The organism is Sinomonas sp. P10A9 (assembly GCF_041022165.1).
Taxonomy (GTDB): domain Bacteria; phylum Actinomycetota; class Actinomycetes; order Actinomycetales; family Micrococcaceae; genus Sinomonas; species Sinomonas puerhi.
This window is the reverse complement of the sequence record NZ_CP163302.1, coordinates 1646381-1672001: the sequence shown is the minus strand read 5'-3', so window position 1 is coordinate 1672001 and position 25621 is coordinate 1646381. Positions and strand designations below refer to the sequence as shown.

The window sequence follows — 25621 nt, the reverse complement described above, 5'->3', positions numbered from 1 at the left end:
GAGCTGGGTACCTGGCGTACGCCGTCCGTGAGGGTCAGCGCCGCTGGCTCCGGGCGCTCGCGTACAGGCAGACTGTGGCCGCGGTGCCGACGTTGAGGCTCTCCGCCCGGCCGTACAGCGGCACCGCGACCCGGTGGTCCGCGAGGGCCTTCTCGGCCTCGCTCAGGCCCTGCGCCTCGTTGCCGAAGAGCCAGGCCGTTGGCCCTTCGAGCCGGTACCCGCCGCCCGCTGCGACCGCGTCGGATGCTTGGACGCCACCCGCCCGCCGTGCCGCTGACTCGTCCTGGAGGATGTCGAGATCGAGGGGACCTGCGCCGTCGGCTGCGAGGACCCCGAGACCAGCGGCGCGTGCCGCCTCGACGAGGGCCGCAGTCTCAGCGGCGAGCACCACGGGGACGTGGAAGAGTGAGCCCGCCGTACTGCGGACCGCCTTGGGGTTGTAGATGTCCACGCTGCCGGAGGTGAGGACTACCGCGTCGGCGCCCGCCGAGTCGGCGGCCCGGAGGATCGTCCCCGCGTTCCCGGGATCCTGGACGCGGCACATGACGGCGATGAGCCTCGGGCGGGCGGCGAGGACGGCATCGAGCGGAACATCCAGCATCGGGCACACCGCGACGATTCCCTGGGGGCTCACGGTGTCCGCCATCGCCGCAAGCACGTCATCGTCGGCCAGCCGGAGGAGGCCCGTCGCCTCCGCGAGATGTGCGATCTCGGGATACCGCGAGAGGCAGGCCTCGCTCGCGTAGAGCTCGACGACGGCCGGCTCCTTGCCGTCCGCGCGCCGCGCAGCGTCGAGGCGGAGCGCCTCGCGGACGGCCTGCGGGCCCTCTGCAAGGAACTGCCGGCGTCGATTCCTAGCCGTTCGGGTGGCCAGCTTGGCCACGTCGCGGACACGGTCGGCTCGGGGGTTGGTCATGGTCTCGCTCGGCATCACGGACCAACTCTAGCGAGGGCTTCGGGCCGACGGCGCGGAATGCCCCGGGGACGCAACAGCGCCCGCGCAGCTGGGGGCTGTGCGGGCGCTGTGGAACGCGACGGGCCGGGTCCACTGGGGACCGGTCGGCCCCGCGGATGCTACTTGGCGGCCGGGGCGTTGACGTCGGCCGGGAGGGCCTTCTTGGCAACCTCGACGAGGGCCGAGAACGCGGCCGCGTCGGAGACGGCGAGCTCGGCGAGCATACGGCGGTCAACCTCGACCTCAGCGGCCTTGAGGCCCTGGATGAGGCGGTTGTAGGTCAGGCCGTTGGCGCGGGACGCAGCGTTGATGCGCTGGATCCACAGGCGGCGGAAGTCGCCCTTGCGCTTGTGACGGTCCTGGTAGCTGTACACGAACGAGTGCAGCAGCTGCTCTTTGGCCTTGCGGTACAGGCGCGAGCGCTGACCACGGTAGCCGGACGCCCGCTCGAGGACGGTACGGCGCTTCTTGAGGGCGTTGACTGCCCGCTTCACACGTGCCACGTGCGTACTCCTTTGAATCTCTCCCAGACACCCAGACGCAGTGCGTCCGGCCGGGATGGCTGTTGGCCCCTGGATCAGGACCGGTGGGTGGAAGAAACTAGATGCCGAGCATCCGCTTGATGACCTTGGCGTTGCCGCCCGTGACGATCTTGTCGCCCGCAAGGCGGCGAGTGAGCGTCGACGGCTTGTGCTCGAGGTAGTGGCGGCGGTTGGCCTGCTGGCGCTTGAGCTTGCCGGAACCGGTCAGCTTGAAGCGCTTCTTGGCGCCGCTGTGCGTCTTCATCTTCGGCATGGGAACCGATCTCCTTTTGCTTCCCGCGGCACGGTGGCCGCGGATTTCTCTCGCGGCCTGCTCGCGCAGGCCGACTGGTTGCTACCGCCCGCCGGTGCGTGACCGGCGGCCGGAGGACTCGATGGGCCGGTCCCCCCGCTCTGACGAACAGAGGCGGCCCGGACCGGGTCTGGCTAGTTGCCCCGCCGGCCGGACGGCCGGGGTGCCGTCGGCTTCGGGGCGGAGGGCTTCGGTGCTGCCGGGCGCGGAGCCCCCGGCTTGGGAACGGCCGGCTTCGGCGCGCCAGCGGCCGGTGCCGCCGGACGCGGAGCCGCAGGCCGTGCGGCCGACGGCGCGGGGGCCGCCGGCGTTGCGGGCCTCGCCGCAGCTGCGGCCGGCGCCTGCGCCTTGGGTGCCGGGGCCTTCGGTGCCTGCGCCTTGGGGGCGGGCACCTCGGCCTTCACAGGCTCGGCTTCCGCAGCGGCAGGTGCCTCGGCCTCCACAGGCTCGGCTTCCACGGGTGCCTCCGCCTTCGGGGCCTCAGCCTCAGCTGCGGACTCCTCGACCTCGGCCGGGGGCTCCTCGACCTCGATGGCCGACGCATCAACCTCAAGGGCCGTTGCGTCACTCTCAACAGCCGATGCCTCGTCTGCAGATGCCTGTGCCGCGGCAGCCGCTTCCCGCTCGACGGCGGCCTCGCGGGCCCGTGCGGCCTCGAGGAATTCGGGCGGGAGCGCATCGCCGATCGACTGCGTCATCGACGACTGGCCCTCAGTGACGGGAGCGGCCTTCGCCGCCTCTGCCTTGGCCTTGTCCGCTGCACGCTGGGCAGCACGGCGGGCCTCCGCCTTGGCCTCGGCCTTGTTCTTGAGCGGGCCGATGACCATGACCATGTTGCGGCCGTCGATGCGCGGGGTGGACTCGATCGTGCCCACCTCGGCGACGTCCTCAGCGAAGCGCTGGAGCAGGCGGATGCCCATCTCGGGACGCTGCTGCTCACGGCCGCGGAACTGGATCATGGCCTTGACCTTGTCGCCGGCGCCGAGGAAGCGCAGGGCATGGCCCGTCTTTGTCTCGTAGTCGTGCTTGTCGATCTTGAGGCGGAAGCGGATTTCCTTGAGAACCGTGTTCGTCTGGTTCTTACGGGCCTCGCGCGCCTTGACCGCAGCCTCGTACTTGTACTTGCCGAAGTCCATCAGCTTGCATACCGGGGGCTTGGCCTGCGGCGCCACCTCGACCAGGTCGAGATCTGACTCTGCTGCCAGTCGCAGCGCATCCTCGATGCGCACGATACCCACCTGCTCGCCCGCAGGGCCGACGAGGCGAACCTCGGGGACGCGGATTCGATCATTGATGCGTGGATCGCTAATGTTCAGGCTCCTGTACTTTGACGGACGTGCCCCGGCAACAAGGAAGGCCCCCGATTGCCGGTGCAATCGGAGGCCTCGGATGGGAGCACGCCCTCACGGGGCGAGCCTGCTCGGAACGGCAATGCCGCCCCGGCCAACCTGAGTACCCGGCAGCTTTCCGGCCGTGAGGCTCGGACGCCGACAGGTGGGAGGTGATCTCCGCTTGCAAACTATCAGTCGAGTATACAGGGTGAACGCAGCAAAACCCGCAACAGTGCCATCGAGTGATCTCGGAGGCCTGCCGTGTGGGCTTCGTCAACTGTGTAACGACTTCCAGTCGGTCTGTGCCAAGCTTATCAGCATGACCACCAGCCCCTCCTCCCCCGCGGAGCAGCACCGCCACAGCTTCGCCGACGACCAGCCCGCCGACGCCACCGACGTAAGCGCCGAAGTGCGCGACATCGCCGAGGTCGCGGCCGTTGAAGTCATCACGACGACGGCGGTTCACCTCATGAGCGCGGCGGCGGTCAAGTGTGGGTTGGCGGCCGGGGCGGATGCCGAGAACCTCAAGGACCTCGACGAGGCCCGCAAGCTCATCACGGCCCTCGCCGGACTCGTCACGGCGGCAGCCCCCGAGATCGGCTCGCAGCACGCAGGGCCGTTGCGCGATGGCCTCCGGTCACTCCAGCTCGCGTTCCGTGAGGCGTCCACGATCCAGGATGCGCCGGGCAAGGGCCCGGGCGAGAAGTACACAGGCCCCGTCAACTGACAGCTCGGAGTCAGTTGGGCGTCAACTGGCACCTCGGGGTCAACTGGCCCCTCGGGCCAGCTCGCCTCACGCTGCAGCCTGAGGCGAGCGGCGCCGTCGCACGCCCTGCGCCACGATCCCCGCGGCGCACAGCAGGGTTCCGGCAGCACCGATGCCCACGAACCCAGCCCAGGGGCCGATCGAGTCGATCAGCGTGCCGGTGAGCGGCGAGCCAAGAGCCGTCCCCGCTGTCAACGCGGAGCCGTACCAGCCCATGGCCTCACCCCGCCGATCCTCGGAGACGAGCTCGGCCACCCGCTCCGACGCCGCGGACAGGGTCGGCGCGCAGAGCAGCCCCGGGAGGATCGAGAGCAGGCTCAGGCTCATCGTGTCGTAGGCGAAGCCCATCGGGATGGTCAGCACGCTCATGGCCGTGAGCAGCACGAGCGGTGACACCGGCCGGTGCACGGCCCCGTACAGCACCCCGCCCACGAGCGAGGCGGCGCACCAGAAGAAGAACACGACGCCGAGCTGCACGCCCTCTCCCTGCCCGCGCAGGAGGGCGACGATACCCACGTCGGTCCCCGACAGGACCATCCCGGCACCGGCCGCTACGGCCATGACCACGACGACGGCGACGCTCACCCAGGCGACTCCCCCGCGGGTCCTGCCCAGCAGGAGGCGCAGGCCGGACGAGCCGTCAGCTTGGCCCGACGCGATCTCGGTCGGTGCGGGCGACTCCGCCGAAGCGCTGCCCGAGGGCAGGTCCGCGCCGTCGAGGACCTCGCCGATGCCCGTCACCGCGCCCGGCTGGCCCGAACGCGTCGGTGGGTTGAACCACATGAGCGCAAGGCCCGCGAGGGCCGCCGACACGCCCACCGCAGTGATCCCCCACACCGTGGAGACGTTGACGGCGACGACGGCTGCCAGCGCGGGCCCGACCATGAACGTGACCTCGGTGCAGATCGAGTCCAGCGCGAACGCGGTGCGGCGCTGCGCGGCGTGGGTCATGACGCCGAGGGACTGCCGGACCACGGAGAAGATCGGCAGCGCAAAGAGGCCTCCGACGAGGGCGGCAACAAGCAGCCAGGGGTAGTCCAGATGTGGAGCCACGCCCCACACGACGGCCTCGGCCACAACCGACGGGATGAGGGCGGGCCGCAGGCCGGCGGTGTCCACGCGCCGCCCCCGCCAGGGCGCTCCGAGGGCGATCCCGATCGTCAGGACCGCGGCGACCGCGCCCGCGGCGCCGTACCCGAGGTTGAGCGTCTGGACCACGTGCAGCGTCAGGAGGACGCCGGCGGCCGAGTGCGGGAGCCTCGCGACCATCGCCACGAGCAGGAGGCGGCGTACTTCCTTCCGTCGCCAGAGCTGCCCGTACTGGGCGAAATCCATGAGTCTTCCTCGTGATGTGCGCCGCCCGGGATGGTGGGCGGAACTCAGCTGGGGGCGGCGCGGACCTTGAGCTCGATCGAGTCCACGGACTCCGCGAACCGCGGGCTGCCAGCGAGTCTGCTGTTCAGCTCTGACACCGTCTCACGCACCGTCTCGGCTGGCAAACCGGGAGTGAGGGCGAGGGTGAGCCGCAGCTCAGGACCGGGGCCCCCGCCCGCGACTACCCGACCGGAGGCGTCCCTCGAGGCGACGCCCGCGCCCGGTCCGATCTCGATGCCACGGACAGGTGCAAGCCCCTTCACGGCCCGCTCCACGTCCGCCACGAGTGAGGGATCCACGTACGATGGCGTCCACTCGCGCTGCTGGGCGAGCGCCCACACCGCGGGGCGGCGAAGTACGAACGTGAAGGCCGCGCCGGGGTCAAGCACGAGCAGCTCTGCGCCCTCGGAGACTGCTGAGAGGGCGGCGCGCGGCGCGAACACGGCCACTGGCCTTGCCTCGCGGTGCCACGCCTCGAGCCGCTCAACCGACGTGAAGACCGGGAGGGCCTTCCGGCCGTCCGGGGCGGAGAGGGTGACGAGCGCCATGTCCGCCTCCTTGTCCTGGGCGAAGCCATGCTCGCCCATCCCACCCTCAGCGAGGCTCGCGACGACGGCAACGAACACGCGCGCCGCTGCGAGCGCGCGGTGGACGCCCACCTCGTCGTCGGTGCCCGCCACGAGCCTTGCGAGGGCCTCGGCCACCGCCTGGTCTGCGGTCCCGTCATCCGTGTCGAACTGGTGCAGGGGGTTGCCCTCGCCGCTCAGGTCGCGGCCTGACCACGACTGGCCGGCCGAATCTGAGGGGCTTCCGGCGCGGGCAAGGGCTGCGGCGATGTGCCCGGGGAGGTGCCGCTGCCCACTGGGCGACCCCGCGCCGTCGTGCGCGTGAGGGTGCTCGTGCGCTTGTCCGTGTTCGTGCGGCACCTAGCGCCGCCCTGCGATATCGAGCGCCTCCGGGAGCGTGAACTGGCCCGAGTAGAGGGCCTTGCCGACGATGGCGCCCTCGACGCCGAGCGGCACGAGGTCGCGGAGTGCGCGAAGGTCATCGAGGCTCGAGATGCCGCCCGAGGCGACGACGGGCCGGTCGGTGCGCGCGCACATCTCCTTGAGGAGCTCGACGTTGGGGCCCCGCAGGGTGCCGTCCTTCGTCACATCGGTGACCACGTAGCGCGCGCAGCCGGCGTCCTCGAGCTGGGCCAGCACGTCCCACAGGTTGCCGCCCTCCTTGGTCCAGCCTCGGCCCGCGAGGGTTGTACCCCGCACGTCGAGCCCGACGGCGATCCGGTCGCCGTGGCGCGCGATGGCCCTCGCGGTCCACTCGGGGTTCTCGATGGCCGCCGTGCCGAGGTTCACGCGGGCGACACCGAGGCCGAGCGCCTCCTCGAGGGACGCATCGTCCCGGAGGCCGCCGGAGAGCTCGACCTTGAGCGAAAGGCTCGAGACGACCTCGGCGATGAGGGCCCGGTTGTCCCCCCGGCCGAACGCGGCGTCGAGGTCCACGAGGTGGACCCATTCGGCACCGGCGTCCTGCCACGCGTGCGCGGCGTCGAGCGGGGACCCGTAGCCGGTCTCGCTCCCGGCTTCGCCCTGCACGAGCCGGACGGCCTGGCCGTCCACGATGTCGACGGCGGGCAGCAGTTCGAGGATCGGCTCCTCAGCGGTCATGATGTCTCCCTCACATGTCACGGTTCCCAGCAGGCACGGTCTCGGCGGCGTCAGATGCCTGCGGCGCCGGGTGCCTGCGGCTTCAGGCTTCTGCGGCCGCGGCTCACGCGGACGGCAGTGTCAGCAGATACGCCGCCACGAGTGCGGCGGCGGCAAGCACACCGAAGGCGATCCAGGTCCAGTTCGGCAGGCCCTGCTTGCGGAAGGACAATGCGCCGCCCACGAGCAGCCCCGCAAGGCCGAAGAGCAGTACTGACCACATGCGTCAGGACGCCTCTGTGCCAGACGCCACGGGCGTGGCAGGCTTCCTGAGCGAATCGACCCAGTTCCGCAGGAGGCGTGCCCCGGCGTCGCCCGACTTCTCGGGGTGGAACTGGGTTGCGCACAGGGGGCCGTTCTCGACCGCGGCGATGAACGGGGCCCCATGCTCGCTCCACGTGACGAGCGGCGGAGCCATGAGCGGCTGTGCCACCTCGAAGTCCCAGCTCTGGACGCCGTACGAGTGCACGAAATAGAAGCGCTCGTTCTCGACGCCGGCGAAGAGCTTCGACCCCTCGGGCACAGTGACGGTGTTCCAGCCCATGTGCGGGACCACCGTTGCGGGCAGCAGTTCGACGGTTCCGGGCCACTCGCCGAGGCCCTCGGCCTCGACGCCGTGCTCGATGCCCTTCTCGAACATGACTTGGAGCCCCACGCAGATCGCCAGCACGGGCCGCCCGCCGGCCACCCGCCGTCCGATGATCCGCAGGGCGTCGACCGACTTGAGCTCCTCCATGACCGTCGCGAACGCGCCCACGCCGGGGACCACGAGGCCGTCCGCGTGGAGCGCATCCTCCGGCTTGGCGCTCAGCGTCACGGCGGCGCCGGCCCGTTCGAGCGCGCGCACCGCGGATCGGACGTTTCCGGAACCGTAGTCGAGCACGACGACGGTCGGTCGCCCCTGCGGGTCCGGCTCCTTCTCGCTCACGTGGCGCGGATCCACGACGACGGCCCCCTCAGGGCCGTCAGGGGCGTCCGGGAGCGCGTCGGGCGCCGCAGTCACAGAGCGCCCTTGGTGGAGGGGATCGCATCACCGATGCGCGGATCAGGCTCGACCGCGGCCCTGAGTGCGCGCGCGAACGCCTTGAACTGGGCCTCCACGATGTGGTGCGGATCGCGGCCGGCAAGCACGGTCATGTGGAGGCAGATGCCCGCGTGGAGCGTGATGGCCTCGAAGACGTGGCGCGTGAGCGAGCCCGTGAAGTGGCCGCCGATGAGGTGGTATTCCTGCCCGGCGGGCTCGCCGGAGTGGACGAGGTAGGGCCTACCCGAGACGTCGACGACTGCGTGGGCGAGGGCCTCGTCGAGGGGAATCGATGCCTCGCCGAACCGCCGGATTCCGGCCTTCGTCCCGAGCGCCTGCTTGAGCACCTCGCCGAACGTGATGGCGATGTCCTCGACCGTGTGGTGCACGTCGATGTGGGTGTCCCCTGTCGCCTTGACCGTGAGGTCGATGAGCGAATGCTTGCATAGAGCCGTGAGCATGTGGTCGTAGAACGGGACGCTGCTGGAGATGTCCGCGCGGCCCGTTCCGTCGAGATTGATCTCGACGAGGACGGACGACTCGCTCGTGGTCCGCTCCACCCGCGCCGTGCGCTGGGTCACGAAGGCGGTCTGCAGCTCGGTGCTCATGGATAGTTGTCCTTCTGGTAAGGATTCTGGCAGGGGTCTGCGTCCATTCTAGGCGGCAGACCCCTGCCCTTCCTGGCTGAGGAGCTCCTCGAGACGCGTAAGGAACGCCGTGGTCTCCGACTCGGTGCCAGCGGTGACGCGGAGGCTGCCCGGGATCCCGACGTCACGGACGATGACGCCAGCCTCGAGCAGGCCGCGCCAGATCCTCTGGGCATCGCGGAGTCCCGTGAAGAAGACGAAGTTCGAATCGGATGCCGCCGGCCTGAGCCCCATCCGATCGAGTTCCTTGACGATGCGATCACGCTGGTGCTTGATCTCCTCGACCTCTGCCATCAGGGAAGCCCGGTGATGGAGCGCTGCGAGGGCCGTGGCCTGGGTGACGGCCGACAGGTGATACGGGAGCCGCACGAGGCGGAGTGCGTCGACGATCTCGGGCGCCGCCGCAAGGTAGCCGAGCCGTGCGCCCGCGAGGGCAAATGCCTTGCTCATGGTGCGGGTGACGATCAGGCGCGGGCGCCCCGGCAGGAGCGCCAGCGCGCTCTCCGTCCCGAGGTGCGCGAACTCCGCGTAGGCCTCGTCCACGATGACGATGGTCTGGCTCGCTTCACCGGCCTCGTAGACCGCTTCGACGACGTCCAGGCCCAGCGCCGTACCCGTGGGGTTGTTCGGCGAGCACAGGAACACGATGCTGGGCGCCAGCTCCCGTACCTGCTGTGCGGCCGACTCTGCCGAGAGGCCGTAGTCCTCGGCGCGGATGCCCTTGAGGTAGGCGGTGCCCGTGCCCGAGGCGAGCAGCGGGTACATCGAGTACGTGGGCGGGAATCCGAGTGCGGACCGGCCTGGGCCGCCGAAAGCCTGCAGGACTTGCTGGAGGACCTCGTTGGAGCCATTGGCTGCCCAGAGCTGCTCTACGGTCAGGCCGTGACCTAGGTAGTCTGCGAGCGATGCGCGCAGCTCCGTGAATTCCCTGTCGGGGTAGCGGTTGAGGCCCGCGGCTGCGCCGCGCACAGCCTCGACAATCGCATCCTGAACGTCCTGTGGAACGCCGTGGGTGTTCTCGTTGACATTCAACTGGATAGGGACGTCCAGCTGCGGAGCGCCGTACGGATGCAGTCCGCGGAGGTCCTCGCGGAGGGGGAGCCTATTCAGTCGTTCGAGCCGTTCATCCACCGGTCCAGCCTACGCCAGCGCCAGCAACGGCCCGCATTCGCACCTTAGTGGTGGATCGATACTGGCAGATCGATAGTGGTGGATCTCTTCGTGACGCGTCCGCGGGCGCCCCCACGTTCTGCGCCCCGGGGCATAGCTGGGCGGCGCCGACCGGGCGGATCAGCTGGTGACGGGAACCATGATCTGCTCGCCCGGCAGCACCCGCGATCCCCTGAGGCCATTGAGCTCGCGGATTTGGCTGATGGTCACCCGCGGGTCCTGATCGGGCACCCGGTCCGCCGCGATGGTCCAGAGGGAGTCTCCCGGCTGGACGGTGACCGTGACGGCCGTTCCCGGCCCCACGAGATGCTCGCTTCCTGCGCGGGCGGGGGCTGCGAACCCTGCCCATGCGACGAGCAGAGCGAGGGTGGCCACGAACATCGGCAGCACCACGAGAACGATCCGGCCGCGCCGGGTGAGCCGCAGGGGCGGCTGCTTGGACCGGGCCGGCCGCAGAACGAGACGCCCGCCGAGGACGGTTGTGTGTGCCATGGTGTGCCTTCCCCTACTCTGCCGCCGACCCGACGAACCAGACGGTTCGAAGCTATACGAAGCTTTGGGCCCTGCAGCCAATCGATTTTCGAATGAACTTTCGAATCGTTTAGATACTTCTTAGCATCTGTCGGCGAGCGATGTCCAGACTCGCTCGAACAAATGTTTGAAAGGTGCACGGAACTGCCCTACGGTGGGAACAACACCGGGCACGGGCCCGAACCCGGATCCAGCGCTGTTCCCCTTGAAGGCCATGAAGGCATGGTGCCGAGGGGGTCCGACAGTTCTGGTCCGGAGACCACCAGCACGCCGTCGGACGCGGCGGCTGCGACGAAGGGGCAGGGGCGGCATGGCACCACGGACCAACTCAGCGAAGGGACTGACCGCGCGCCAGAAGCGGATCCTCGAGACGATCCAGCGGTCGGTTCAGGTCAAGGGCTATCCGCCGTCGATGCGCGAGATCGGCGACACGGTCGGCCTCGCAAGCCTCTCGAGCGTCACCCACCAGCTCAGCCAGCTCGAGAAGCTCGGCTACCTCCGGCGGGACCCCAAGCGCCCGCGTGCCATGGAGGTGCTCATGCCGCTGACCCTCGACGAGGGCGAGCTGAGCGTGAGCGAAGATGGCGCGGCCTCCCTGGTCGGAGCGGGCGGCGCGACGCTCGAGAGCATGGCAAGCGCGGCGGACACGGCCATGGTCCCGCTCGTGGGACGTATCGCCGCCGGTGGACCGATCCTCGCCGACCAGTCCGTCGAAGACGTCATGCCCCTCCCCCGGCAGCTCGTGGGCTACGGCGAGCTCTTCATGCTCAAGGTCAAGGGGGATTCGATGATCGACGCCGCGATCTGCGACGGCGACTGGGTCGTCGTCCGCCGTCAGAACAGCGCCGAGAACGGAGACATCGTCGCCGCCCTCCTCGACGACGAGGCCACGGTCAAGACGTTCCGTCAGCGCGACGGACACACGTGGCTTCTGCCGCAGAACACGCAGTACGAGCCCATCCTCGGCGATCAGGCCACGGTCATGGGCAGGGTCGTCTCGGTCCTCCGGTCCGTCTAGGCGCCGCCGGGCGTCAGCCGGCCTGGGCGAGCCGCGCGAGCGCGTCGAGGACGACGCGCCGGTTCGTCGTTCCCCACAGCGGCGGCAGCGCACTGCGCAGGAACGCGCCGTAGCGTTCGGTGGCGAGGCGCGAGTCGAGCACCGCGACGACGCCGCGATCCGCCGTCGAGCGGATGAGCCGACCCGCGCCCTGAGCGAGCCTGACGGCGGCATGCGTCGCGGAGACACTCATGAAGCCGTTCCCGCCCGCTTGGGCGACCGCGCGCGAGCGCGCCGTCATGAGCGGATCGTCTGGCCGCGGGAACGGGATGCGGTCGATCACGACGAGCCTGCAGGACTGGCCGGGGACGTCGACGCCCTGCCAGAGGGACATCGTGCCGAACAGGCACGTGTCCGGCTCGGCGGAGAACTGCCGCACGAGGGCGCTCATCGACGACTCGCCCTGGCACAGGATCGTCATTCCGAGCCGCGCGCGCAGCTGCTCGGCCGCGTCCTCTGCGGCGCGCCGCGACGAGAACAGGCACAGCGCCCCGCCATGAGATGCCGTCAAGAGCGCCGCGAGCTCGTCGAGGGCCTCGGGCGAGACGCCGCGCCCGGGCTTGGGGAGATGTCTGGCCACGTACAGCATGCCCTGCTTGGGGTAGTCGAACGGTGATCCGACGTCGACGCCCGTCCAGGATGGCGCGCCCGCGCCGAGGAGCCCGAGGCCTCCTGCAGTCGGCTCGAACGCCGAGCCGATCGCAAGGGTCGCGCTCGTCAGGACAACGGTGTGCCCGTCGAAGAGCCCATCGCGCAGGCGCCCCCCAACGTTAAGCGGGGCGATATGCAGCATCGCGGGCCCATTGTCGTCCGCGGCCGCATAGCCGGTGATCGGATCCGGAGCGCCCATGCGCGTGACCCACACGACTTCGCGATTCACCTCGGCATCGAGGATCCGCTCGCACACCTCGAGGACTTCGAGGAGCCTCGAGCGCGCGATCTGACGGCCGCCGTCGGCCGACTGCCCGTCGCCGGGCTTCGACTCGGACAGTGCCACGCGGCACGCGTCCCGGACAAGGCCCACATCCTGGGACTGCTCCTCATTGAGGCCGCGTGGAAGAAGCCCGGTCGGTGCCGAGGTGAGGGACAGTTCGAGGGCGGTCGCCGCCGAGTGGAGCGCGTCGACCGAAATCGCGCAATGCCTCCGCGCGCTCGACGCGGCGGCCTGGATCATCTGTGCGGACAGCTGGGCACTCACCGCACCGGTGACCCGGTCGGCGAGCTCATGCGCCTCGTCGACCACCACGACGTCGTACTCGGGCAGCACGTTGAGCCCCTCGAACGCGTTGATCGCAAGCATGGCGTGGTTCGTCACGACGATGTCCGCCTCGGCGCCGTGCTGCCGCGCGAGCTCGCTGAAGCACTCGGCGGCGAAGGGACACTTCTGGGCGCCAATGCACTCGAGGGCGGTCACCGAGACTTGCCGCCACGCACGGTCGGTCACGCCGGGAACGAGATCGTCGCGGTCGCCCGTCTCCGTCTCGCCGGCCCACTCGCGCAGGCGTTGGACCTCGCGGCCCAGCTGAGTAGTCGGCCCCGTGCCTGGATACACGACGGCGGTATCCTCGCCGACCGCGAAGAGCTGGCCCTCGGCGGGCTCCTCGGTCGGGAAACCCCCTTCGAGCTTGTGCCGGCACAGATAGTTCGACCGCCCCTTGACGAGGGCCACATCGACGGGCCTTTCGAGCTCGGGCGTGATCGCCTCGAGCAGCCGCGGCAGGTCGCGGCCCACGATCTGGGCCTGCAGGGCGAGCGTTGCTGTGGCCACCACAGCCGGCCTCTCGCTTGTCTGGGCGTGCGCTATGAGCGGCACAAGGTACGCGAGCGACTTGCCTGTGCCCGTGCCCGCCTGGACGAGGAGATGATGGCCCTCCTCGATGGCCCTCGTGACCTGCCGCGCCATCTCGTGCTGCCCCTCGCGCTGCTGCCCGCCCATCGCCGCGACGGCGGTGTCCAGCAGCGCGAGCGCCGCGCCCTCGGGAGCGTCTGCTGGTGTCTCCGTGCCGGACAGTGAGCGCTCAGGGCTGGACGGTGAGCGCTCAGGGCCGGACGGTGGGCGGACGACGGCGGGGGCGTACCCGCCGTCGTCCGCTCCCCCGGATGACGGACCAGCTGGCGACGGAACAGCCGGTGAGGGCAGAGCAGCTGACCGAACAGCCAGCGACGGATCAGCCCGTGCCGGATCAGTCATGGACCACGAACGGCGCCAGCTCGGCCGCGAACTCCTCCCGGACCACGACGTCGACGCGGGTTCCCGCCTCGACGTGCTCGAGCGACCGGATCTCCGCACTCGAGGTGTGGAGCCGGCTGAGGATGTCACCGCGGCTGTACGGCACGAGGAGCGTGAGCACCACGTCGGGCCGCGGAATGGCGTCGCTGATGGCCTCCTTGAGCTCGTCGATCCCCATCCCGGTTCGGGCTGACACGATGACGTGCCGCGGCTCGCGCTGCCGCAGCCGCTCGAGGACGAAGGGGTCCGCGGCGTCGGCCTTGTTCAGGACGATGATCTCGGGCACCTTGCGCGCGTCCACGTCGGTCAGGACCTGGCGGACGGCAGCGATCTGGCCCTCGGGATCCGGGTGGGAGGCGTCCACGACGTGGAGGATGAGATCCGCGTCGGCGACCTCCTCGAGCGTGGAGCGGAAGGCCTCGACCAGCTGCGTCGGAAGGGACCGGACGAATCCGACCGTGTCGGCGAGCGTGTACGGGAGCCCGTCCGGGGTCTCGGCCTTGCGCACCGTGGGGTCGAGGGTCGCGAACAGTGCGTTCTGCACGAGGACCCCAGCGTCGGTGAGACGGTTCAGGAGGGAGGACTTGCCCGCGTTCGTGTAGCCGGCGATCGCGACGGACGGGATCTCGTTGCGCTTGCGGTTGGCCCGCTTCGTCTCGCGGGCGGGCTTCATGCCCGCGATCTCCCGGCGGAGCTTGGCCATGCGCGTGCGGATGCGCCGTCGGTCGAGTTCGATCTTCGTCTCACCGGGACCACGCGAGCCGATGCCGCCGCCGGCGGCGCCCACTCGGCCACCTGCCTGCCGGGACATCGACTCGCCCCAGCCACGCAGGCGCGGGAGCAGGTACTCGAGCTGGGCGAGCTCGACCTGTGCCTTGCCCTCGCGGCTCTTCGCGTGCTGCGCGAAGATGTCCAGGATGAGAGCGGTCCGGTCAATGACCTTGACCTTGACGATGTCCTCGAGGCCACGGCGCTGGGACGGCGAGAGCTCGGAGTCGACCACCACGGTGTCCGCGCCGGTCGCAGCGACGATGTCCCGCAGTTCGAGCGCCTTGCCGGAGCCGAGGAACGTTCCGGCGTCGGGCTTCTGCCGACGCTGGACGACTCCGTCGAGGACCTCGGACCCGGCGGTCTCGGCGAGGGCGGAGAGCTCGCGGAGCGAATTCTCCGCGTCCTCGAGCGTGCCCTCGGACCAGAGCCCCGCAAGGACCACCCGCTCGAGGCGGAGCTGCCGGTACTCGACCTCCGTGACGTCCTCGAGCTCGGTGGACAGGCCAGCGACGCGGCGCAGGGCTCGGCGTTCCGCGAGGTCCTGCTGGTCGCCGTCGTAGTCCCCATGCTCGGTCACGAGGTCCGAGATGGCCAGCGCCTTGCCGTCTCCGAGGGCATTGCGGGTAGCCGGGTCGGCCCCGCGGGCTGCGCCCTTGGCCTTGGCGGCCTCTTCCTTGGCGAGAATCCTGTCGATCACGGCCTGGATGTCGGCCGGGCTCAGGTCCTGCTGGCCGCCGCCGTCGGCCGCGGCACCGTCGGGGGTATGGCCGTCAGGGGTGTGCTGGGCGCGTTCGCGGGCTGACTTCTCGCTCGCCGGTCCGGCGGAGTGCTGGTTGTGGGTCATGGTCTCCTTTGCGGATGCAGTTCCAGAATAGTGCGGGCAGGTGGTGCCAGCAGTGTCGGGGGTGGGGGCCTGCGGAGAGGTCCCCGAGCGGTGCTCGGGTGGCACTGAAGCTCCTTGGAATGTCTGCTCATGGTCCCGGCCGGAATGGACATCGGCGCAGGCTGGATCGCTGGGTGCGGCCCCTGCGGCCCCTCAGGGCGGCATCGGCGGCGGAGTGCACACGGCGTCAGTTGAAGAACAGCATGCCATCCATTGTAGCGGACGCGCCAAGGGGCGGGTCCCGCCGTGGAGGCATCTGCCCGGGCCGGTTCGACGCTGCGCTGGCGCTACGCTGGATGCCTATGGACCAGGCCCACTACTTCAATGCCGAACCGGGCGTGCCGGACGTACGCCGGCCGCTCCGCGTGGTGCTCGACGGCCGCGAGGTGACACTGCGCACCGCGGGCGGCATCTTCAGTCCCGACGGGATCGACAAGGGCACCGCGGTCCTCTTGGCGGAGGCGCCCGCCCCCGCGGCCGAGGGCCATCTGCTGGACATCGGCTGCGGATGGGGCCCGATTGCGCTCACGATGGCCCTCCGTTCCCCGGCCGCTACCGTCCACGCCGTGGACGTCAACACCCGCAGCCTGTCCCTCACAGGCGAGAACGCCTCGCTCCTGGGCCTGGACAACGTTGCCCCGGAGCTGCCCGAAGCCGTCGGCCCGGACGTGCGCTTCGCGACCATCTGGTCCAATCCACCGATCCGCATCGGCAAGGCCGCCCTCCACGAGCTGCTCATGACGTGGCTGCCGCGGCTCATCGTGGGCGGCGAGGCCTGGCTCGTGGTGCAGAAGAACCTCGGCTCCGACTCCCTTGCCCTGTGGCTCGCCCAGGAGCTCGGTGACGCGTACGACGTCGCACGGGCGGCGACGTCGAAAGGCTTCCGGGTGCTCGTGGTCACCCGCACCCGCTGAGGCCGCGGGCTTCGAGCTGCGCCCTTCTTATCTCTAACCCAGAAGCCCGTGGGCCACGATCACCGCGGGCCCCGAGAGCTCGACGTGCTCGCGGCCGTCGCTGCCGGGGATGAACGCGACGCCGACCGTACCGCCCGGAACTGCGACCTCCCACCGGTTGGGGGCGCCGACACCTGCCCAGTAGCGGATCGCCACAGCGGCCGCGCACGCGCCAGTTCCGCACGACTGGGTCTCGCCGACCCCACGTTCGTGCACCCTCATCGAGATGCTGCCGACCCCGCCGCTCACGAGTGGCTCGGCGGGAACGACGAACTCAACATTGGTGCCGTGCGGCGGCACGGGCTCGACCACAGGCGCCGAATACAGGCCAAGCGCCTCGAGTTCAGCAGGCTCGGCGAGGGCCACGACGGTGTGCGGGTTGCCCATCGTCACGCTCAGGGCCGGCCTGGCAACGTCGAGGCCCACGGCCTCGACCGTCGCGTCGCTCGCGACCGCCTCGGCCTGCTGCGGGTCGATGAAGGCCCACGGCCCCATGTCGACGGCGAACCCGCCCTCGCGCCGCTCGACCCGCTTGACCCCGGCCCGGGTTCCGATGGGGAGCACCTCGCCCGGCGCGAGCTCGACGAGCCCCTGGTCGAGGAGGAACGCGACAAAGACGCGGACGCCGTTGCCGCACATCTCCGACAGCGACCCGTCCGCGTTGCGGTAGTCCATGAACCATTCCGCCGCGGGCTCCTCGGCAAGGATGGCTGCGCCCTCGGGGAGCTCGCGGCACCGGATGGCGCGGATGAGCCCGTCGGCGCCGATCCCTTGGTGGCGGTCGCACAGGGCCGCCGCCTCGGCCTCGGCCAGATGCCTGTCCCCCGCCGGGTCGGCCACGAGGACGAAATCGTTGCCGGTGCCGTGGCCCTTCGCGAAAGGCAGGCCGACGAGGCTGTGGAGGACGTCAGGGGCGGACTGGGCTGAGACGGTCATGGCTCCAGCCTACCGGCGGCCTCACGGTCGTCGCCCTTGTCTGCGGCCCGCACGAGGGCGAGCGCCTGCTCCACCACGTCTCGGGCCAGGGCGTCGAGCCAGTGGACGCGGGGGTCGGCGCGGAACCATGTGAGCTGGCGGCGGGCGAACTGGCGCGTCGCGACAATCGTCTCCTCCACCGCCTGCTCGGGGGTGGACTCCCCGTCGAGGACCCTGAGGAACTGGCCATAGCCGAGCGCGCGCGATGCCGTCCTGCCCTCCCTGAGTCCCGCGGAGGCGAGCCGTTCCACCTCGGCGACGAGGCCGGCGTCGGCCATGCGGTGGACGCGTGCGGCGAGCCGCTCGTGGAGCACGGCGCGCTCGAGATCGAGGCCGATCTGCACGGCAGGGGCCGCGTACTGGCGGTCGGGCATGAAGGAGCTGAAGGGGCGCCCGGTGAGCTCGTGGACCTCGAGGGCACGGATCACGCGGCGGGTGTCGCCGAGCCTCCCGGCCGAGACGGGGTCGACGGCGCGGAGGCGGTCGCGCAGCGGCGCGATGCCGTCCCGCTCAGCCTCGGCCTCGAGGCGCGCACGCACGGTGGGGTCGGTGCCCGGGAACTCGAGGACATCGAGCGCCGCCCGCACGTACAGGCCCGAGCCGCCCACGAGGATCGCCCGGCGGCCACGCGCATGGATGTCGGCGATGGCCCCGCGCGCCCACGCCTGGAATCGCGACACGGACGCCTCCTCCGTCACATCGAGGACGTCGAGGAGGTGGTGCGGAACGCCGCGACGCTCCGCGGGGGTGATTTTGGCCGTGCCGATGTCCATGCCGCGGTAGAACTGGAGGGCGTCGGCATTCACGACCTCGCCGTCGAGCGCGAGGGCCAGCTCGACCGCGAGGTCCGACTTGCCGGACCCCGTCGGCCCGACGATCGCGATGACGGCGGGAGCGCCGCCTACGGACGGTGCGGGCACGACGGCGGGCGCGCGGCCGGCGTCGTACGCAGCGCCTTGGTCTCCGCCCTCGCTCGGCGGCACCGGCTACGCCGAACGGAGGGGAATCGACGGCATGCCCAGGCTCACAGCTGGCCCGGCACCACCGGCCCCCGGTGAGGGGACGCCGCACGAGTCGGCCTGCGAACGGTCCCACGCGTCCCCAGCGCGCGAGCGCCGAAGGGCATAGTCGGCGGCCGAGGCAGGGTCGGCGATGAGGTGGAACGGGGCTGCAGACGTCACGGTCACCGTCACGAGGTCGCCCGGGCGCGGCGCCTGAGCCCCCTCCGGGACGGAGAAGTGCACGAGTCGGTTATCGCGCGCGCGGCCCGAGAGGCGATGCGTCTCCTCCGCCTTGCGGCCCGCCTGGGCGGTTGCCATGACCTCGATCGTCCGGCCCACCTGCTGCGCGTTCTCCTCGGCCGCGATGCGGTCCTGGAGGGCGATGAGCCGCTCGTAGCGCTCCTGGACCACGGCCTTGGGGAGCTGGTCGGGCAGCGTGGCGGCGGGCGTCCCGGGACGCTGGGAGTACTGGAACGTGAACGCGTTGGAGAACCTCGCCCGCTCGACCACGTCCAGCGTCGCCTGGAAGTCCTCCTCCGTCTCGCCCGGGAAGCCCACGATGATGTCGGTCGTGATCGCCGCGTGCGGGATGCGTTCGCGGACCTTGTCCAGGATGCCGAGGAACTTGGCGCTGCGGTAGGACCGGCGCATCTCGCGCAGTACCCTGTCCGAGCCCGACTGGAGAGGCATGTGGAGCTGGGGCATGATGTTCGGCGTCTCGGCCATCGACTCGATGACGTCGTCCGTGAAGGCCGCCGGGTGGGGACTCGTGAAACGGACGCGCTCGAGCCCCTCGATCTGCCCGCACGCGCGCAGGAGCTTGCCGAACGCGAGCCGGTCGCCGAACTCGACGCCGTAGGAGTTGACGTTCTGGCCCAGGAGTGTGACCTCGATCGCGCCGTCGTCCACGAGGGCCTGGACTTCGGCGAGGATCTCGCCCGGGCGTCGGTCCCGCTCCTTGCCGCGCAGACTCGGCACGATGCAGAACGTGCAGGTGTTGTTGCAGCCCACCGAGATGGAGACCCAGCCGCTGTAGACGGAATCGCGCTTGGTGGGCAGCGTCGAGGGGAAGACCTCGAGCGACTCGAGGATCTCCAGCTGGGCCTCCTCGTTGTGCCGGGCCCGCTCGAGAAGGGCGGGCAGGGCGCCGACGTTGTGGGTCCCGAACACCGCATCGACCCAAGGCGCCTTCGCCAGAATCGTGTCGCGGTCCTTCTGGGCAAGGCAGCCGCCGACCGCAATCTGCATGCCCGGGTTCCGCTCCTTGACTGGGCGGAGCTGGCCGAGGTTCCCGTAGAGGCGGTTGTCCGCGTTCTCGCGCACCGCGCACGTGTTGAAGACGACGACGTCCGCATCGGCGCCGTCCTGCGCCCGCACATAGCCGGCGGCTTCGAGGAGGCCGGACATACGCTCCGAGTCGTGGACGTTCATCTGGCAGCCGAACGTGCGCACCTCGTAGGAGCGCGGCTCGGGCGCGGCCTCGGCTGTCTCAGACGCCTCAGTGGAAAGGGGGGAACTCACCCATCAAGGGTACCGGTAGCGGCCGACGGCGGTCGCGCACCTTGCGCTTGAACCTGCGGTGAGGTCTCAGTCGGCCAGTTCTCAGTACCAGTTGTACGAGACTTCGTGCGCCCACGCGTTGCACGGGCTGCCATAGCGGTTCGCGATGTAGCCCAGGCCCCAGTTGATCTGGGTGCGATAGTTCGTGAGCCAATCGCTGCCGGCCGTCGAGTACTTGGAGGGCGGAAGCGCCTGGGCGATTCCGTAGGCGCCGCTGGACGGATTGGTAGCGTCCGTCATCCAGCTCGACTCCTGGTTCCAGAGCTTGACGAGGCACCCATACTCTCCGCTGCCCCAGCCGTACCCCCCTAGCTGGCCCGAAGCGTAGGCCCGTGCCCCGGCCGGGTCATTGACGACACCGGCACCCGGGCTCACAGCGGGAAGCGGCGCAGCGGCCAGAGGCGCCACCACAGGCGCCGCCACTGGGGCGGCCGGGGCCGCCGCGACAGAACTCGCAGCACCTGCGGCTCCAGTGTGCTGCGCGGGCGCCTGAGCACGCTGCCGGGCCGCTTCCTGCTGCTGTGCGAGCGCCTGTTGCTGCTGCTGGGCGAGTTGCTGGGCGCGCAGCGCTGCGGCCTCCTCGGCGGCGCGCCGTTTCGCTTCCTGGGCCGCTTCATAGGCAGCCTGCGCGGCCTGGCCCTCCCGGAAACCCTGCTCGACCGATGCCGAGCTTCCCTTGAGGTCGGCCAGCTGGGCCAGAAGCGTGTCCTCGTGCTGCTGGGTCTGGGCCACGACATCTTGGGCATGCTTCTGCGCGTCCCGGGCTTCACTGAGACGCTGGGCAGCGGCTGCGGCGAGGTCGTCCAGCGCATCCTTGGCAGCCTTCGCCGTGTCCTCGGCCGCCGTAGCCGCATTCGCCGCAACGCGGTAGTCGGTCACGGCTTGAGCCGTCTGGTCGCCGAGGACCTGAAGGGTCTGGAGCCGGCCCAGGCCGTCCTGCTGGCCCAGGATGGCGAGGGTTTCTATAGGGCCGGTGGGCGCTCCGCCCATGTAGGAGTCAGCAGCAAGCTGCCCGGCGGCGCGCTGGGCGACGTCCCGCTCCCCGGCACGCTTGGCCGCTTCCTGATCGAGCACGGCGACGACGTGTTCCTGGTCCTTCACCGCCTGTGCTGCCTTTGCCGAGGCCGCTCCAGCAGCGACTGCCTTGGCCGAGGCGTCCGACGCGGTCGCCTCGACCGCTGTCAGGAGAGAGCCGATCCTGTCCGTCTCCGCCTTGGTGGAGTCGACGCTGGCCTTGGCCGCCTGGACGTCGGCCCACGTCGGGTAGCCCGAGGGCGGACCATCGTCGGCGACGGCAGTCGACAGCCCGGCGGGGGCAACGCATGCGAGTGAAACAGCTACGACCAGCGCAGAGCGGATAGAGCCGAAACGCCGGCCCACCACGAACTTCCGCCCAGATCGCACAGCTCCGAGAATACCGCAGTAATCGCATTTGTCACTCTAGTCACAAGATTCTCAGGAAACACGCAGACACGCCCGACTCACCCAGGAGACGGCCCAGCGTCGTCGCCGTCGGCGTCCACGTCGAGCGCCTCGGCCGCCAGCCGGAACGCGAAGCCGGGTGCATGGCCCTTCCTGGCCAGCATGCCCACGAGCCGGCGGAGCTCCTTGTCGCGCGCGGCAGGATCCCGTCGGTCGAACGGACGGGCCCGCCGGGCCAGAAGACTCCTCGCAGCCGCCTCCTCAGCTTCGGGGGTCAGCTCGTCGAGGGCATCCTCGGCCACGTCGCCCTTGATGCCCTTCTCGTTCAGCTCCCGCCGCAGCGCACCACGGCCGAGCGACTTCATCTCTCCGCGCGAGCGCACCCACATCCGTGCAAATTCGGCATCGTCCACGAGTCCGACGTCTTCGAACCGCTCGAGCAACGTGGCGGAGACCTCGTCGGGCACATTTCGCTCGCGCAGCTTGCGCTCCAGCTGGAGACGGCTGCGCGGGCCGAGGGTGAGTTGCCGGAGCAGGATGGCCCGGGCCACGGACTCTGGGTTGGCCTCGGGATCCTGCTCGGGCGGTGGGGCTGCCTGACGGCGCCGTCGCTCTGCCACCTATTCCCCGTCGACAGCCTTCAGGCGCGGCTTCTCCTCGTCGGCTTCCTTGTGGACCCCCACACCGAGCTTCTCCTTGATGAGCCGTTCGAGCTCCTCAGCGAGCTCAGGGTTGTCACGCAGGAAGCGGCGGGAGTTCTCCATGCCCTGACCGAGCTGGTCGCCGTCGTACGTGAACCACGAGCCGGACTTCTTGATGATGCCGTGCTCGACGCCCATGTCGATGATGCCCCCCTCGCGGGAGATCCCCTGGCCGTAGATGATGTCGAACTCCGCCACCTTGAAGGGCGGGGCCATCTTGTTCTTGACGATCTTGGCCTTGGTGCGGTTGCCGACCGAGTCGGCGCCTTCCTTGAGCGTCTGGATCCGGCGGACGTCGATGCGGACTGAGGCGTAGAACTTGAGCGCCTTGCCGCCGGTCGTGGTCTCCGGGGAGCCGAAGAAGACGCCGATCTTCTCGCGGAGCTGGTTGATGAAGATCGCGGTGGTCTTGGTCTGGTTGAGCCGGCCTGTGACCTTGCGGAGGGCCTGGCTCATGAGCCGGGCCTGAAGGCCGACGTGGCTGTCCCCCATCTCGCCCTCGATCTCGGCGCGTGGCACGAGGGCCGCAACGGAGTCGATCACGACGATGTCGATAGAGCCCGAGCCCACCAGCATGTCCATGATCTCGAGCGCCTGCTCACCTGTGTCCGGCTGGGAGACGAGCAGCGCATCGGTGTCCACGCCGAGCTTGGCCGCGTACTCCGGATCAAGGGCGTGCTCGGCGTCGATGAAGGCCGCGATCCCGCCGGCCCGCTGCGCATTGGCCACCGCATGGAGCGCGACGGTCGTCTTACCCGAAGATTCAGGTCCATAGATCTCGACGACGCGGCCTCGCGGGAGGCCCCCGATGCCGAGCGCGACGTCGAGCGCGATGGAGCCGGTGGGGATGACCTCGATCGGCGCGCGGGTGTCATCCCCGAGACGCATGATCGAGCCCTTGCCGAACTGCTTGTCGATCTGGGCGAGTGCCGCCTCGAGTGCCTTCTGGCGCTCCGGCGTCGATGATGCTGCCATGGTCTACCTCCGGGTCTGGTCCTTCGCGGCAGCGCCCTGTCCTGCCTGCCGCGTCTCCATGCCGCTCACGCTACCGAGGCCCACCGACAGTAGAAGCCTTGGACCGCCCTATGTGGACAATTCGGCGCACTTCGCACGTGGAGCCCTCTATGAAAGAGATTACCGCTGTTCCGAACACATCTTCGAATTCACTGCGGCGTGTCGCTGCCGTTTCAATCCTTGAGGGGCCGGTCCTGGCCGAGACGGCGCTCTGCCGGGACATCCTGGAGATCGCACACCGCGAGCCACACACTGCGCGGGTGGACGCCCGCCTTGAGTGCCTCCTCGGCGGTACGGCCTCCGACCGCTGCCAAGACGGCGGAGGACGCGAGCACGTGGGCATAGCCCGAGCCGAATTCGTCATCCATGAGCCGCCAGAAGTCACTGTTCCGCACCCGTCTATTGTCCCCCATCCCTCAGCGGCCGCTGCCCTGAGGTGCGCCCTAAGATGAAGGCATGCCCGCCCCACGCGTGTCCGGTGAGTTCGATGATGCCCTCGGCGACGTCGAACAGCAGCTCGGCGTCTTCTGGCGGCGAAGCCGCGCGGCCTCTCTCGGCCTCTCCCGCGATCTGCATCCTGACCTCGACCCCGCGGCGTACGGGCTGCTGACCATCCTCGACCGGGAGGGCCCGCAGCGCGTGACGGACCTTGCCGCGACCGTGGGCGTTGGGAAGCCCACTGTGAGCCGGCAGATCGCCTTGTTGGAGGAGATCGGACTTGTGGCCAAGGACGCCGATCCCCGCGACGGCCGCGCCCAGCAGGTCACCCTCACGCCCACTGGCCGGAGTCACATCGAGGAGCTCAAGGGGCGCCGCCACGAGTTCTTCGCCGACCGGCTCGCATCATGGGATCCGGATGAGCTCGCCGAGCTCGCCCGCTATCTCCGCCGGCTCAACGAGGCCTTCGGTCCCCGCCGTTGACCGGGCGCCTCCTGGCCCGGCACGCAGAAAGGGCCCGGCACACAGAACGGGCCCGGCACGCAGAAAGGGCCGGGCGCTGCGCGCCCGGCCCTCCCCGATCAGGGTGACGTCAGCCGATCTTGGACAGCTCGGCGTCGAAATCCGTGTTGATGTCCCGTCCGTACCGCTGGGCGAACTCCTGCGGCACGGTGTCGGGGATGGTGATGCCCTCGGCGACAGCGACCCGGTCGCTCACCTCGCGAAGCATCACCGAGAGGGGCACATCGAGTGCCGAGCAGATGGACGAGAGCAGCTCAGACGAGGCTTCCTTCTGGCCGCGCTCAACCTCGCTCAGGTAGCCGAGAGACACACGCGCGTTGTGCGAGACTTCACGGAGCGTACGGCCCTGGCGCTGACGGACGTCGCGGAGGACGTCTCCGATCTCATGACGCAGAACAACCATCTTGCGCTCCTTCTGTTCCTGCTTGCCGATGCCAGCCACGCCCACATCACGCCAGCGCACGACGCCGTTGACGGATACGGGCTGCTTTACCATGTGTATCGATGCGCTCCTTGGCTCGGGCTCCCCGCTCTCCGGGGCTCCGTGTGAAACATCCTAGTGGTGCCGTCTACCGTTGACGACACTATTCACAACTCTTGGGCACAGCGCATTGTTCCCCGCCTGCCGTTCCCCCCAGCGAATTCACAGCTCACTCCCAGTTTTTGCCGTCCGCGCGAAATGATGCCAGCAGCCGGGCGAAGGCCGCCTGGGTCGCGGCCGCCCGGATGGCCTGCCGGTCGCCGTCGAACGCATAGCCCTCCACGGTGGTGCCCCGCGGACCCGATACCGCCACGAACACCGTCCCGACCGGCTTGCCGTCATGCGGCTCAGGGCCCGCCGCGCCGGTGGTGGCCACGGCGTAGTCCGCGCCGCACACCCGCCGCGCGCCGTCGGCCATCTGCCGGGCGACCTCGGCATCCACGGACCCCGCCTCCGCGAGGAGATCGCGGGACACCCCCAGGACATCTGCCTTCACCCCGCTCGCGTAGCTCACGACGCCGCCGCGCAGCATCGCGGATGCGCCCGGGATGTCTGCCAGGCCTGCCACGACAAGTCCCGCCGTGAGCGATTCGGCGGTGGCCGCCGTCGAGCCCCGCGCGATGAACGCCTCGACGACCTCACGCGCCGTCGCGCTCGCCTCCGGTTCCACGTGCGTCACTGGCCACGGAGGGCGCTAGCACGGAGCCGGACTGCCTTGACGACGTAGTCGAGCCCCGTCAGCACGGTCACGGCCAGGGCGAGCACCATGATCCAGAACGCGATCGCGGACAGCACCGGCGTGCCCGGGGTGAGCGGGAAGAGGTACAGCAGGATGCCGACGGTTTGGAGCACGGTCTTGAGCTTCCCGCCCTGCGAGGCCGGCATCACCCCGTACCGGATCACGACGAACCGCAATGCGGTGATCCCCCACTCGCGCACGAGGATCAGCACAGTGATCCACCACGGCAGTTCGCCCAGCACCGAGAGCAGCACGAGCGCGGATCCGGTGAGGAGCTTGTCGGCAATGGGATCGGCGATCTTGCCGAAGTCGGTGATGAGGTTGCGCTTTCGGGCGATCGCCCCGTCCAGCTGGTCCGTGTAGATGGCCACAGCGAACAGGATGAACGCGATCCAACGCAGGACCCCATGCTGCGAGCTGTCGGCCAGGAAGGACCAGATGAAGAAGGGGACGAGGACGATCCGGAGCATGGTGAGGATGTTCGGCACGTTCCACAACTGCGGGGAGGATGCCGACGTCGGGCTGGTCACCGTCTC

General features: G+C 69.9%; 28 protein-coding genes. 4 read left to right on the top strand and 24 right to left on the bottom strand.

Going from position 1 to position 25621, the window contains the following annotated elements; genetic code table 11:
- Positions 1-34 precede the first annotated feature (34 nt).
- The 4 genes from AB5L97_RS07605 to infC all read right to left on the bottom strand — a co-directional run bounded on the left by AB5L97_RS07605 (position 35) and on the right by infC (position 3165).
- The gene (locus AB5L97_RS07605) at positions 35-931 is read right to left on the bottom strand and encodes a TrmH family RNA methyltransferase (RefSeq protein ID WP_369047382.1); all 897 of its coding nucleotides are present in this window, start codon (positions 929-931) and stop codon (positions 35-37) included.
- Positions 932-1074: 143 nt separating this feature from the next.
- A complete protein-coding gene (gene rplT / locus AB5L97_RS07600; RefSeq protein WP_307958986.1) occupies positions 1075-1458 on the bottom strand; it encodes a 50S ribosomal protein L20 in 384 nt (127 codons plus the stop codon).
- A gap of 97 nt (positions 1459-1555) precedes the next feature.
- The gene (gene rpmI / locus AB5L97_RS07595; RefSeq protein WP_307958985.1) at positions 1556-1750 is read right to left on the bottom strand and encodes a 50S ribosomal protein L35; all 195 of its coding nucleotides are present in this window, start codon (positions 1748-1750) and stop codon (positions 1556-1558) included.
- A 173-nt stretch (positions 1751-1923) separates the two neighbouring features.
- A complete protein-coding gene (gene infC / locus AB5L97_RS07590; protein ID WP_369047067.1) occupies positions 1924-3165 on the bottom strand; it encodes a translation initiation factor IF-3 in 1242 nt (413 codons plus the stop codon).
- A gap of 274 nt (positions 3166-3439) precedes the next feature.
- Between infC and AB5L97_RS07585 the strand changes: the two genes are divergently transcribed.
- The gene (locus AB5L97_RS07585; protein WP_307958983.1) at positions 3440-3847 is read left to right on the top strand and encodes a DUF1844 domain-containing protein; all 408 of its coding nucleotides are present in this window, start codon (positions 3440-3442) and stop codon (positions 3845-3847) included.
- Between the two features lie 66 nt (positions 3848-3913).
- Here AB5L97_RS07585 and AB5L97_RS07580 read toward each other — a convergent pair whose 3' ends face one another.
- The 8 genes from AB5L97_RS07580 to AB5L97_RS07545 form a co-directional block, all read right to left on the bottom strand.
- Complete coding sequence (locus tag AB5L97_RS07580; protein ID WP_369047066.1) at positions 3914-5221, bottom strand: MFS transporter; 1308 nt, start codon at positions 5219-5221, stop codon at positions 3914-3916.
- A 44-nt stretch (positions 5222-5265) separates the two neighbouring features.
- Complete coding sequence (locus AB5L97_RS07575) at positions 5266-6186, bottom strand: SseB family protein (RefSeq protein ID WP_369047065.1); 921 nt, start codon at positions 6184-6186, stop codon at positions 5266-5268.
- Entirely contained in the window at positions 6187-6927 is a 741-nt protein-coding gene (priA, locus tag AB5L97_RS07570; RefSeq protein ID WP_423246829.1) for a bifunctional 1-(5-phosphoribosyl)-5-((5-phosphoribosylamino)methylideneamino)imidazole-4-carboxamide isomerase/phosphoribosylanthranilate isomerase PriA, read from the bottom strand.
- Positions 6928-7030: 103 nt separating this feature from the next.
- On the bottom strand, positions 7031-7189 hold the full coding sequence (locus AB5L97_RS07565; protein WP_307958980.1) for a hypothetical protein: 159 nt from the start codon (positions 7187-7189) through the stop codon (positions 7031-7033).
- A 3-nt stretch (positions 7190-7192) separates the two neighbouring features.
- Positions 7193-7909: an imidazole glycerol phosphate synthase subunit HisH gene (gene hisH, locus AB5L97_RS07560; RefSeq protein WP_307959032.1), complete on the bottom strand. Its 717-nt coding sequence runs from the start codon at positions 7907-7909 to the stop codon at positions 7193-7195.
- A gap of 56 nt (positions 7910-7965) precedes the next feature.
- On the bottom strand, positions 7966-8598 hold the full coding sequence (gene hisB / locus AB5L97_RS07555) for an imidazoleglycerol-phosphate dehydratase HisB (protein WP_369047064.1): 633 nt from the start codon (positions 8596-8598) through the stop codon (positions 7966-7968).
- A gap of 48 nt (positions 8599-8646) precedes the next feature.
- A complete protein-coding gene (locus tag AB5L97_RS07550) occupies positions 8647-9768 on the bottom strand; it encodes a histidinol-phosphate transaminase (RefSeq protein WP_307958978.1) in 1122 nt (373 codons plus the stop codon).
- Between the two features lie 159 nt (positions 9769-9927).
- Positions 9928-10299 carry a LysM peptidoglycan-binding domain-containing protein gene (locus AB5L97_RS07545; protein ID WP_369047063.1) on the bottom strand — a complete coding sequence of 124 codons (372 nt, stop codon included), beginning with the start codon at positions 10297-10299 and terminating at the stop codon, positions 9928-9930.
- A gap of 349 nt (positions 10300-10648) precedes the next feature.
- Here AB5L97_RS07545 and lexA point away from each other — a divergent pair, with 349 nt between their 5' ends.
- Entirely contained in the window at positions 10649-11356 is a 708-nt protein-coding gene (gene lexA, locus AB5L97_RS07540) for a transcriptional repressor LexA (RefSeq protein WP_374049310.1), read from the top strand.
- 13 nt (positions 11357-11369) lie between these two features.
- Here lexA and AB5L97_RS07535 read toward each other — a convergent pair whose 3' ends face one another.
- Together AB5L97_RS07535 and hflX are read right to left on the bottom strand one after the other, a co-directional pair.
- Positions 11370-13586 carry an ATP-dependent DNA helicase gene (locus AB5L97_RS07535; RefSeq protein WP_369047062.1) on the bottom strand — a complete coding sequence of 739 codons (2217 nt, stop codon included), beginning with the start codon at positions 13584-13586 and terminating at the stop codon, positions 11370-11372.
- Positions 13579-15240, bottom strand: a complete 1662-nt coding sequence (hflX, locus tag AB5L97_RS07530; RefSeq protein WP_369047061.1) for a GTPase HflX — start codon at positions 15238-15240, stop codon at positions 13579-13581. Before hflX ends, AB5L97_RS07535 begins: the two co-directional genes overlap by 8 nt.
- Positions 15241-15581: 341 nt before the next feature.
- Between hflX and AB5L97_RS07525 the strand changes: the two genes are divergently transcribed.
- Entirely contained in the window at positions 15582-16193 is a 612-nt protein-coding gene (locus AB5L97_RS07525) for a class I SAM-dependent methyltransferase (RefSeq protein WP_369047060.1), read from the top strand.
- Between the two features lie 33 nt (positions 16194-16226).
- Here the strand turns inward: AB5L97_RS07525 and dapF are convergent, their stop codons facing one another.
- From dapF to AB5L97_RS07490, 7 genes are all read right to left on the bottom strand, one after another.
- The gene (gene dapF / locus AB5L97_RS07520) at positions 16227-17168 is read right to left on the bottom strand and encodes a diaminopimelate epimerase (protein WP_307958973.1); all 942 of its coding nucleotides are present in this window, start codon (positions 17166-17168) and stop codon (positions 16227-16229) included.
- A complete protein-coding gene (gene miaA, locus AB5L97_RS07515) occupies positions 17165-18127 on the bottom strand; it encodes a tRNA (adenosine(37)-N6)-dimethylallyltransferase MiaA (protein ID WP_307959031.1) in 963 nt (320 codons plus the stop codon). Before miaA ends, dapF begins: the two co-directional genes overlap by 4 nt.
- A gap of 66 nt (positions 18128-18193) precedes the next feature.
- Positions 18194-19729 (bottom strand): tRNA (N6-isopentenyl adenosine(37)-C2)-methylthiotransferase MiaB, encoded by a 1536-nt coding sequence (gene miaB, locus AB5L97_RS07510; protein ID WP_369047059.1) that lies wholly within the window; start codon positions 19727-19729, stop codon positions 18194-18196.
- A gap of 81 nt (positions 19730-19810) precedes the next feature.
- Entirely contained in the window at positions 19811-21172 is a 1362-nt protein-coding gene (locus AB5L97_RS07505; protein WP_369047058.1) for a lytic transglycosylase domain-containing protein, read from the bottom strand.
- 77 nt (positions 21173-21249) lie between these two features.
- Entirely contained in the window at positions 21250-21810 is a 561-nt protein-coding gene (locus AB5L97_RS07500) for a regulatory protein RecX (RefSeq protein WP_369047057.1), read from the bottom strand.
- Positions 21811-22866 (bottom strand): recombinase RecA, encoded by a 1056-nt coding sequence (recA, locus tag AB5L97_RS07495; RefSeq protein WP_307958969.1) that lies wholly within the window; start codon positions 22864-22866, stop codon positions 21811-21813.
- Between the two features lie 212 nt (positions 22867-23078).
- Positions 23079-23300, bottom strand: coding sequence for a DUF3046 domain-containing protein (locus AB5L97_RS07490; RefSeq protein WP_307958968.1), 222 nt, complete (start codon positions 23298-23300; stop codon positions 23079-23081).
- A 61-nt stretch (positions 23301-23361) separates the two neighbouring features.
- On the opposite strand from AB5L97_RS07490, the gene AB5L97_RS07485 reads away from it, so the two are divergent.
- Positions 23362-23826, top strand: coding sequence for a MarR family winged helix-turn-helix transcriptional regulator (locus AB5L97_RS07485; protein WP_369047056.1), 465 nt, complete (start codon positions 23362-23364; stop codon positions 23824-23826).
- A 109-nt stretch (positions 23827-23935) separates the two neighbouring features.
- On the opposite strand, the gene AB5L97_RS07480 is transcribed toward AB5L97_RS07485, so the two are convergent.
- The 3 genes from AB5L97_RS07480 to pgsA all read right to left on the bottom strand — a co-directional run bounded on the left by AB5L97_RS07480 (position 23936) and on the right by pgsA (position 25615).
- Complete coding sequence (locus AB5L97_RS07480) at positions 23936-24361, bottom strand: helix-turn-helix domain-containing protein (protein ID WP_307958966.1); 426 nt, start codon at positions 24359-24361, stop codon at positions 23936-23938.
- Positions 24362-24515: 154 nt separating this feature from the next.
- Positions 24516-25025: a CinA family protein gene (locus tag AB5L97_RS07475; protein WP_423246828.1), complete on the bottom strand. Its 510-nt coding sequence runs from the start codon at positions 25023-25025 to the stop codon at positions 24516-24518.
- Positions 25022-25615 (bottom strand): CDP-diacylglycerol--glycerol-3-phosphate 3-phosphatidyltransferase, encoded by a 594-nt coding sequence (pgsA, locus tag AB5L97_RS07470; RefSeq protein WP_307958964.1) that lies wholly within the window; start codon positions 25613-25615, stop codon positions 25022-25024. The genes AB5L97_RS07475 and pgsA overlap by 4 nt, the downstream gene beginning before the upstream one ends.
- Positions 25616-25621: the final 6 nt, after the last annotated feature.

What these genes read in the sequence shown, in the direction of transcription:
- AB5L97_RS07535 (WP_369047062.1), bottom strand. Translation starts at nt 13,586, where the DNA reads ATGACTGATCCGGCACGGGCTGATCCGTCGCTGGCTGTTCGGTCAGCT.
- rpmI (WP_307958985.1), bottom strand. Translation starts at nt 1,750, where the DNA reads ATGCCGAAGATGAAGACGCACAGCGGCGCCAAGAAGCGCTTCAAGCTG.
- priA (WP_423246829.1), bottom strand. Translation starts at nt 6,927, where the DNA reads ATGACCGCTGAGGAGCCGATCCTCGAACTGCTGCCCGCCGTCGACATC.
- hflX (WP_369047061.1), bottom strand. Translation starts at nt 15,240, where the DNA reads ATGACCCACAACCAGCACTCCGCCGGACCGGCGAGCGAGAAGTCAGCC.
- lexA (WP_374049310.1), top strand. Translation starts at nt 10,649, where the DNA reads ATGGCACCACGGACCAACTCAGCGAAGGGACTGACCGCGCGCCAGAAG.
- recA (WP_307958969.1), bottom strand. Translation starts at nt 22,866, where the DNA reads ATGGCAGCATCATCGACGCCGGAGCGCCAGAAGGCACTCGAGGCGGCA.
- AB5L97_RS07545 (WP_369047063.1), bottom strand. Translation starts at nt 10,299, where the DNA reads ATGGCACACACAACCGTCCTCGGCGGGCGTCTCGTTCTGCGGCCGGCC.
- hisB (WP_369047064.1), bottom strand. Translation starts at nt 8,598, where the DNA reads ATGAGCACCGAGCTGCAGACCGCCTTCGTGACCCAGCGCACGGCGCGG.
- AB5L97_RS07580 (WP_369047066.1), bottom strand. Translation starts at nt 5,221, where the DNA reads ATGGATTTCGCCCAGTACGGGCAGCTCTGGCGACGGAAGGAAGTACGC.
- AB5L97_RS07525 (WP_369047060.1), top strand. Translation starts at nt 15,582, where the DNA reads ATGGACCAGGCCCACTACTTCAATGCCGAACCGGGCGTGCCGGACGTA.
- AB5L97_RS07565 (WP_307958980.1), bottom strand. Translation starts at nt 7,189, where the DNA reads ATGTGGTCAGTACTGCTCTTCGGCCTTGCGGGGCTGCTCGTGGGCGGC.
- dapF (WP_307958973.1), bottom strand. Translation starts at nt 17,168, where the DNA reads ATGACCGTCTCAGCCCAGTCCGCCCCTGACGTCCTCCACAGCCTCGTC.
- AB5L97_RS07480 (WP_307958966.1), bottom strand. Translation starts at nt 24,361, where the DNA reads ATGGTAAAGCAGCCCGTATCCGTCAACGGCGTCGTGCGCTGGCGTGAT.
- AB5L97_RS07605 (WP_369047382.1), bottom strand. Translation starts at nt 931, where the DNA reads ATGCCGAGCGAGACCATGACCAACCCCCGAGCCGACCGTGTCCGCGAC.
- AB5L97_RS07585 (WP_307958983.1), top strand. Translation starts at nt 3,440, where the DNA reads ATGACCACCAGCCCCTCCTCCCCCGCGGAGCAGCACCGCCACAGCTTC.
- AB5L97_RS07485 (WP_369047056.1), top strand. Translation starts at nt 23,362, where the DNA reads ATGCCCGCCCCACGCGTGTCCGGTGAGTTCGATGATGCCCTCGGCGAC.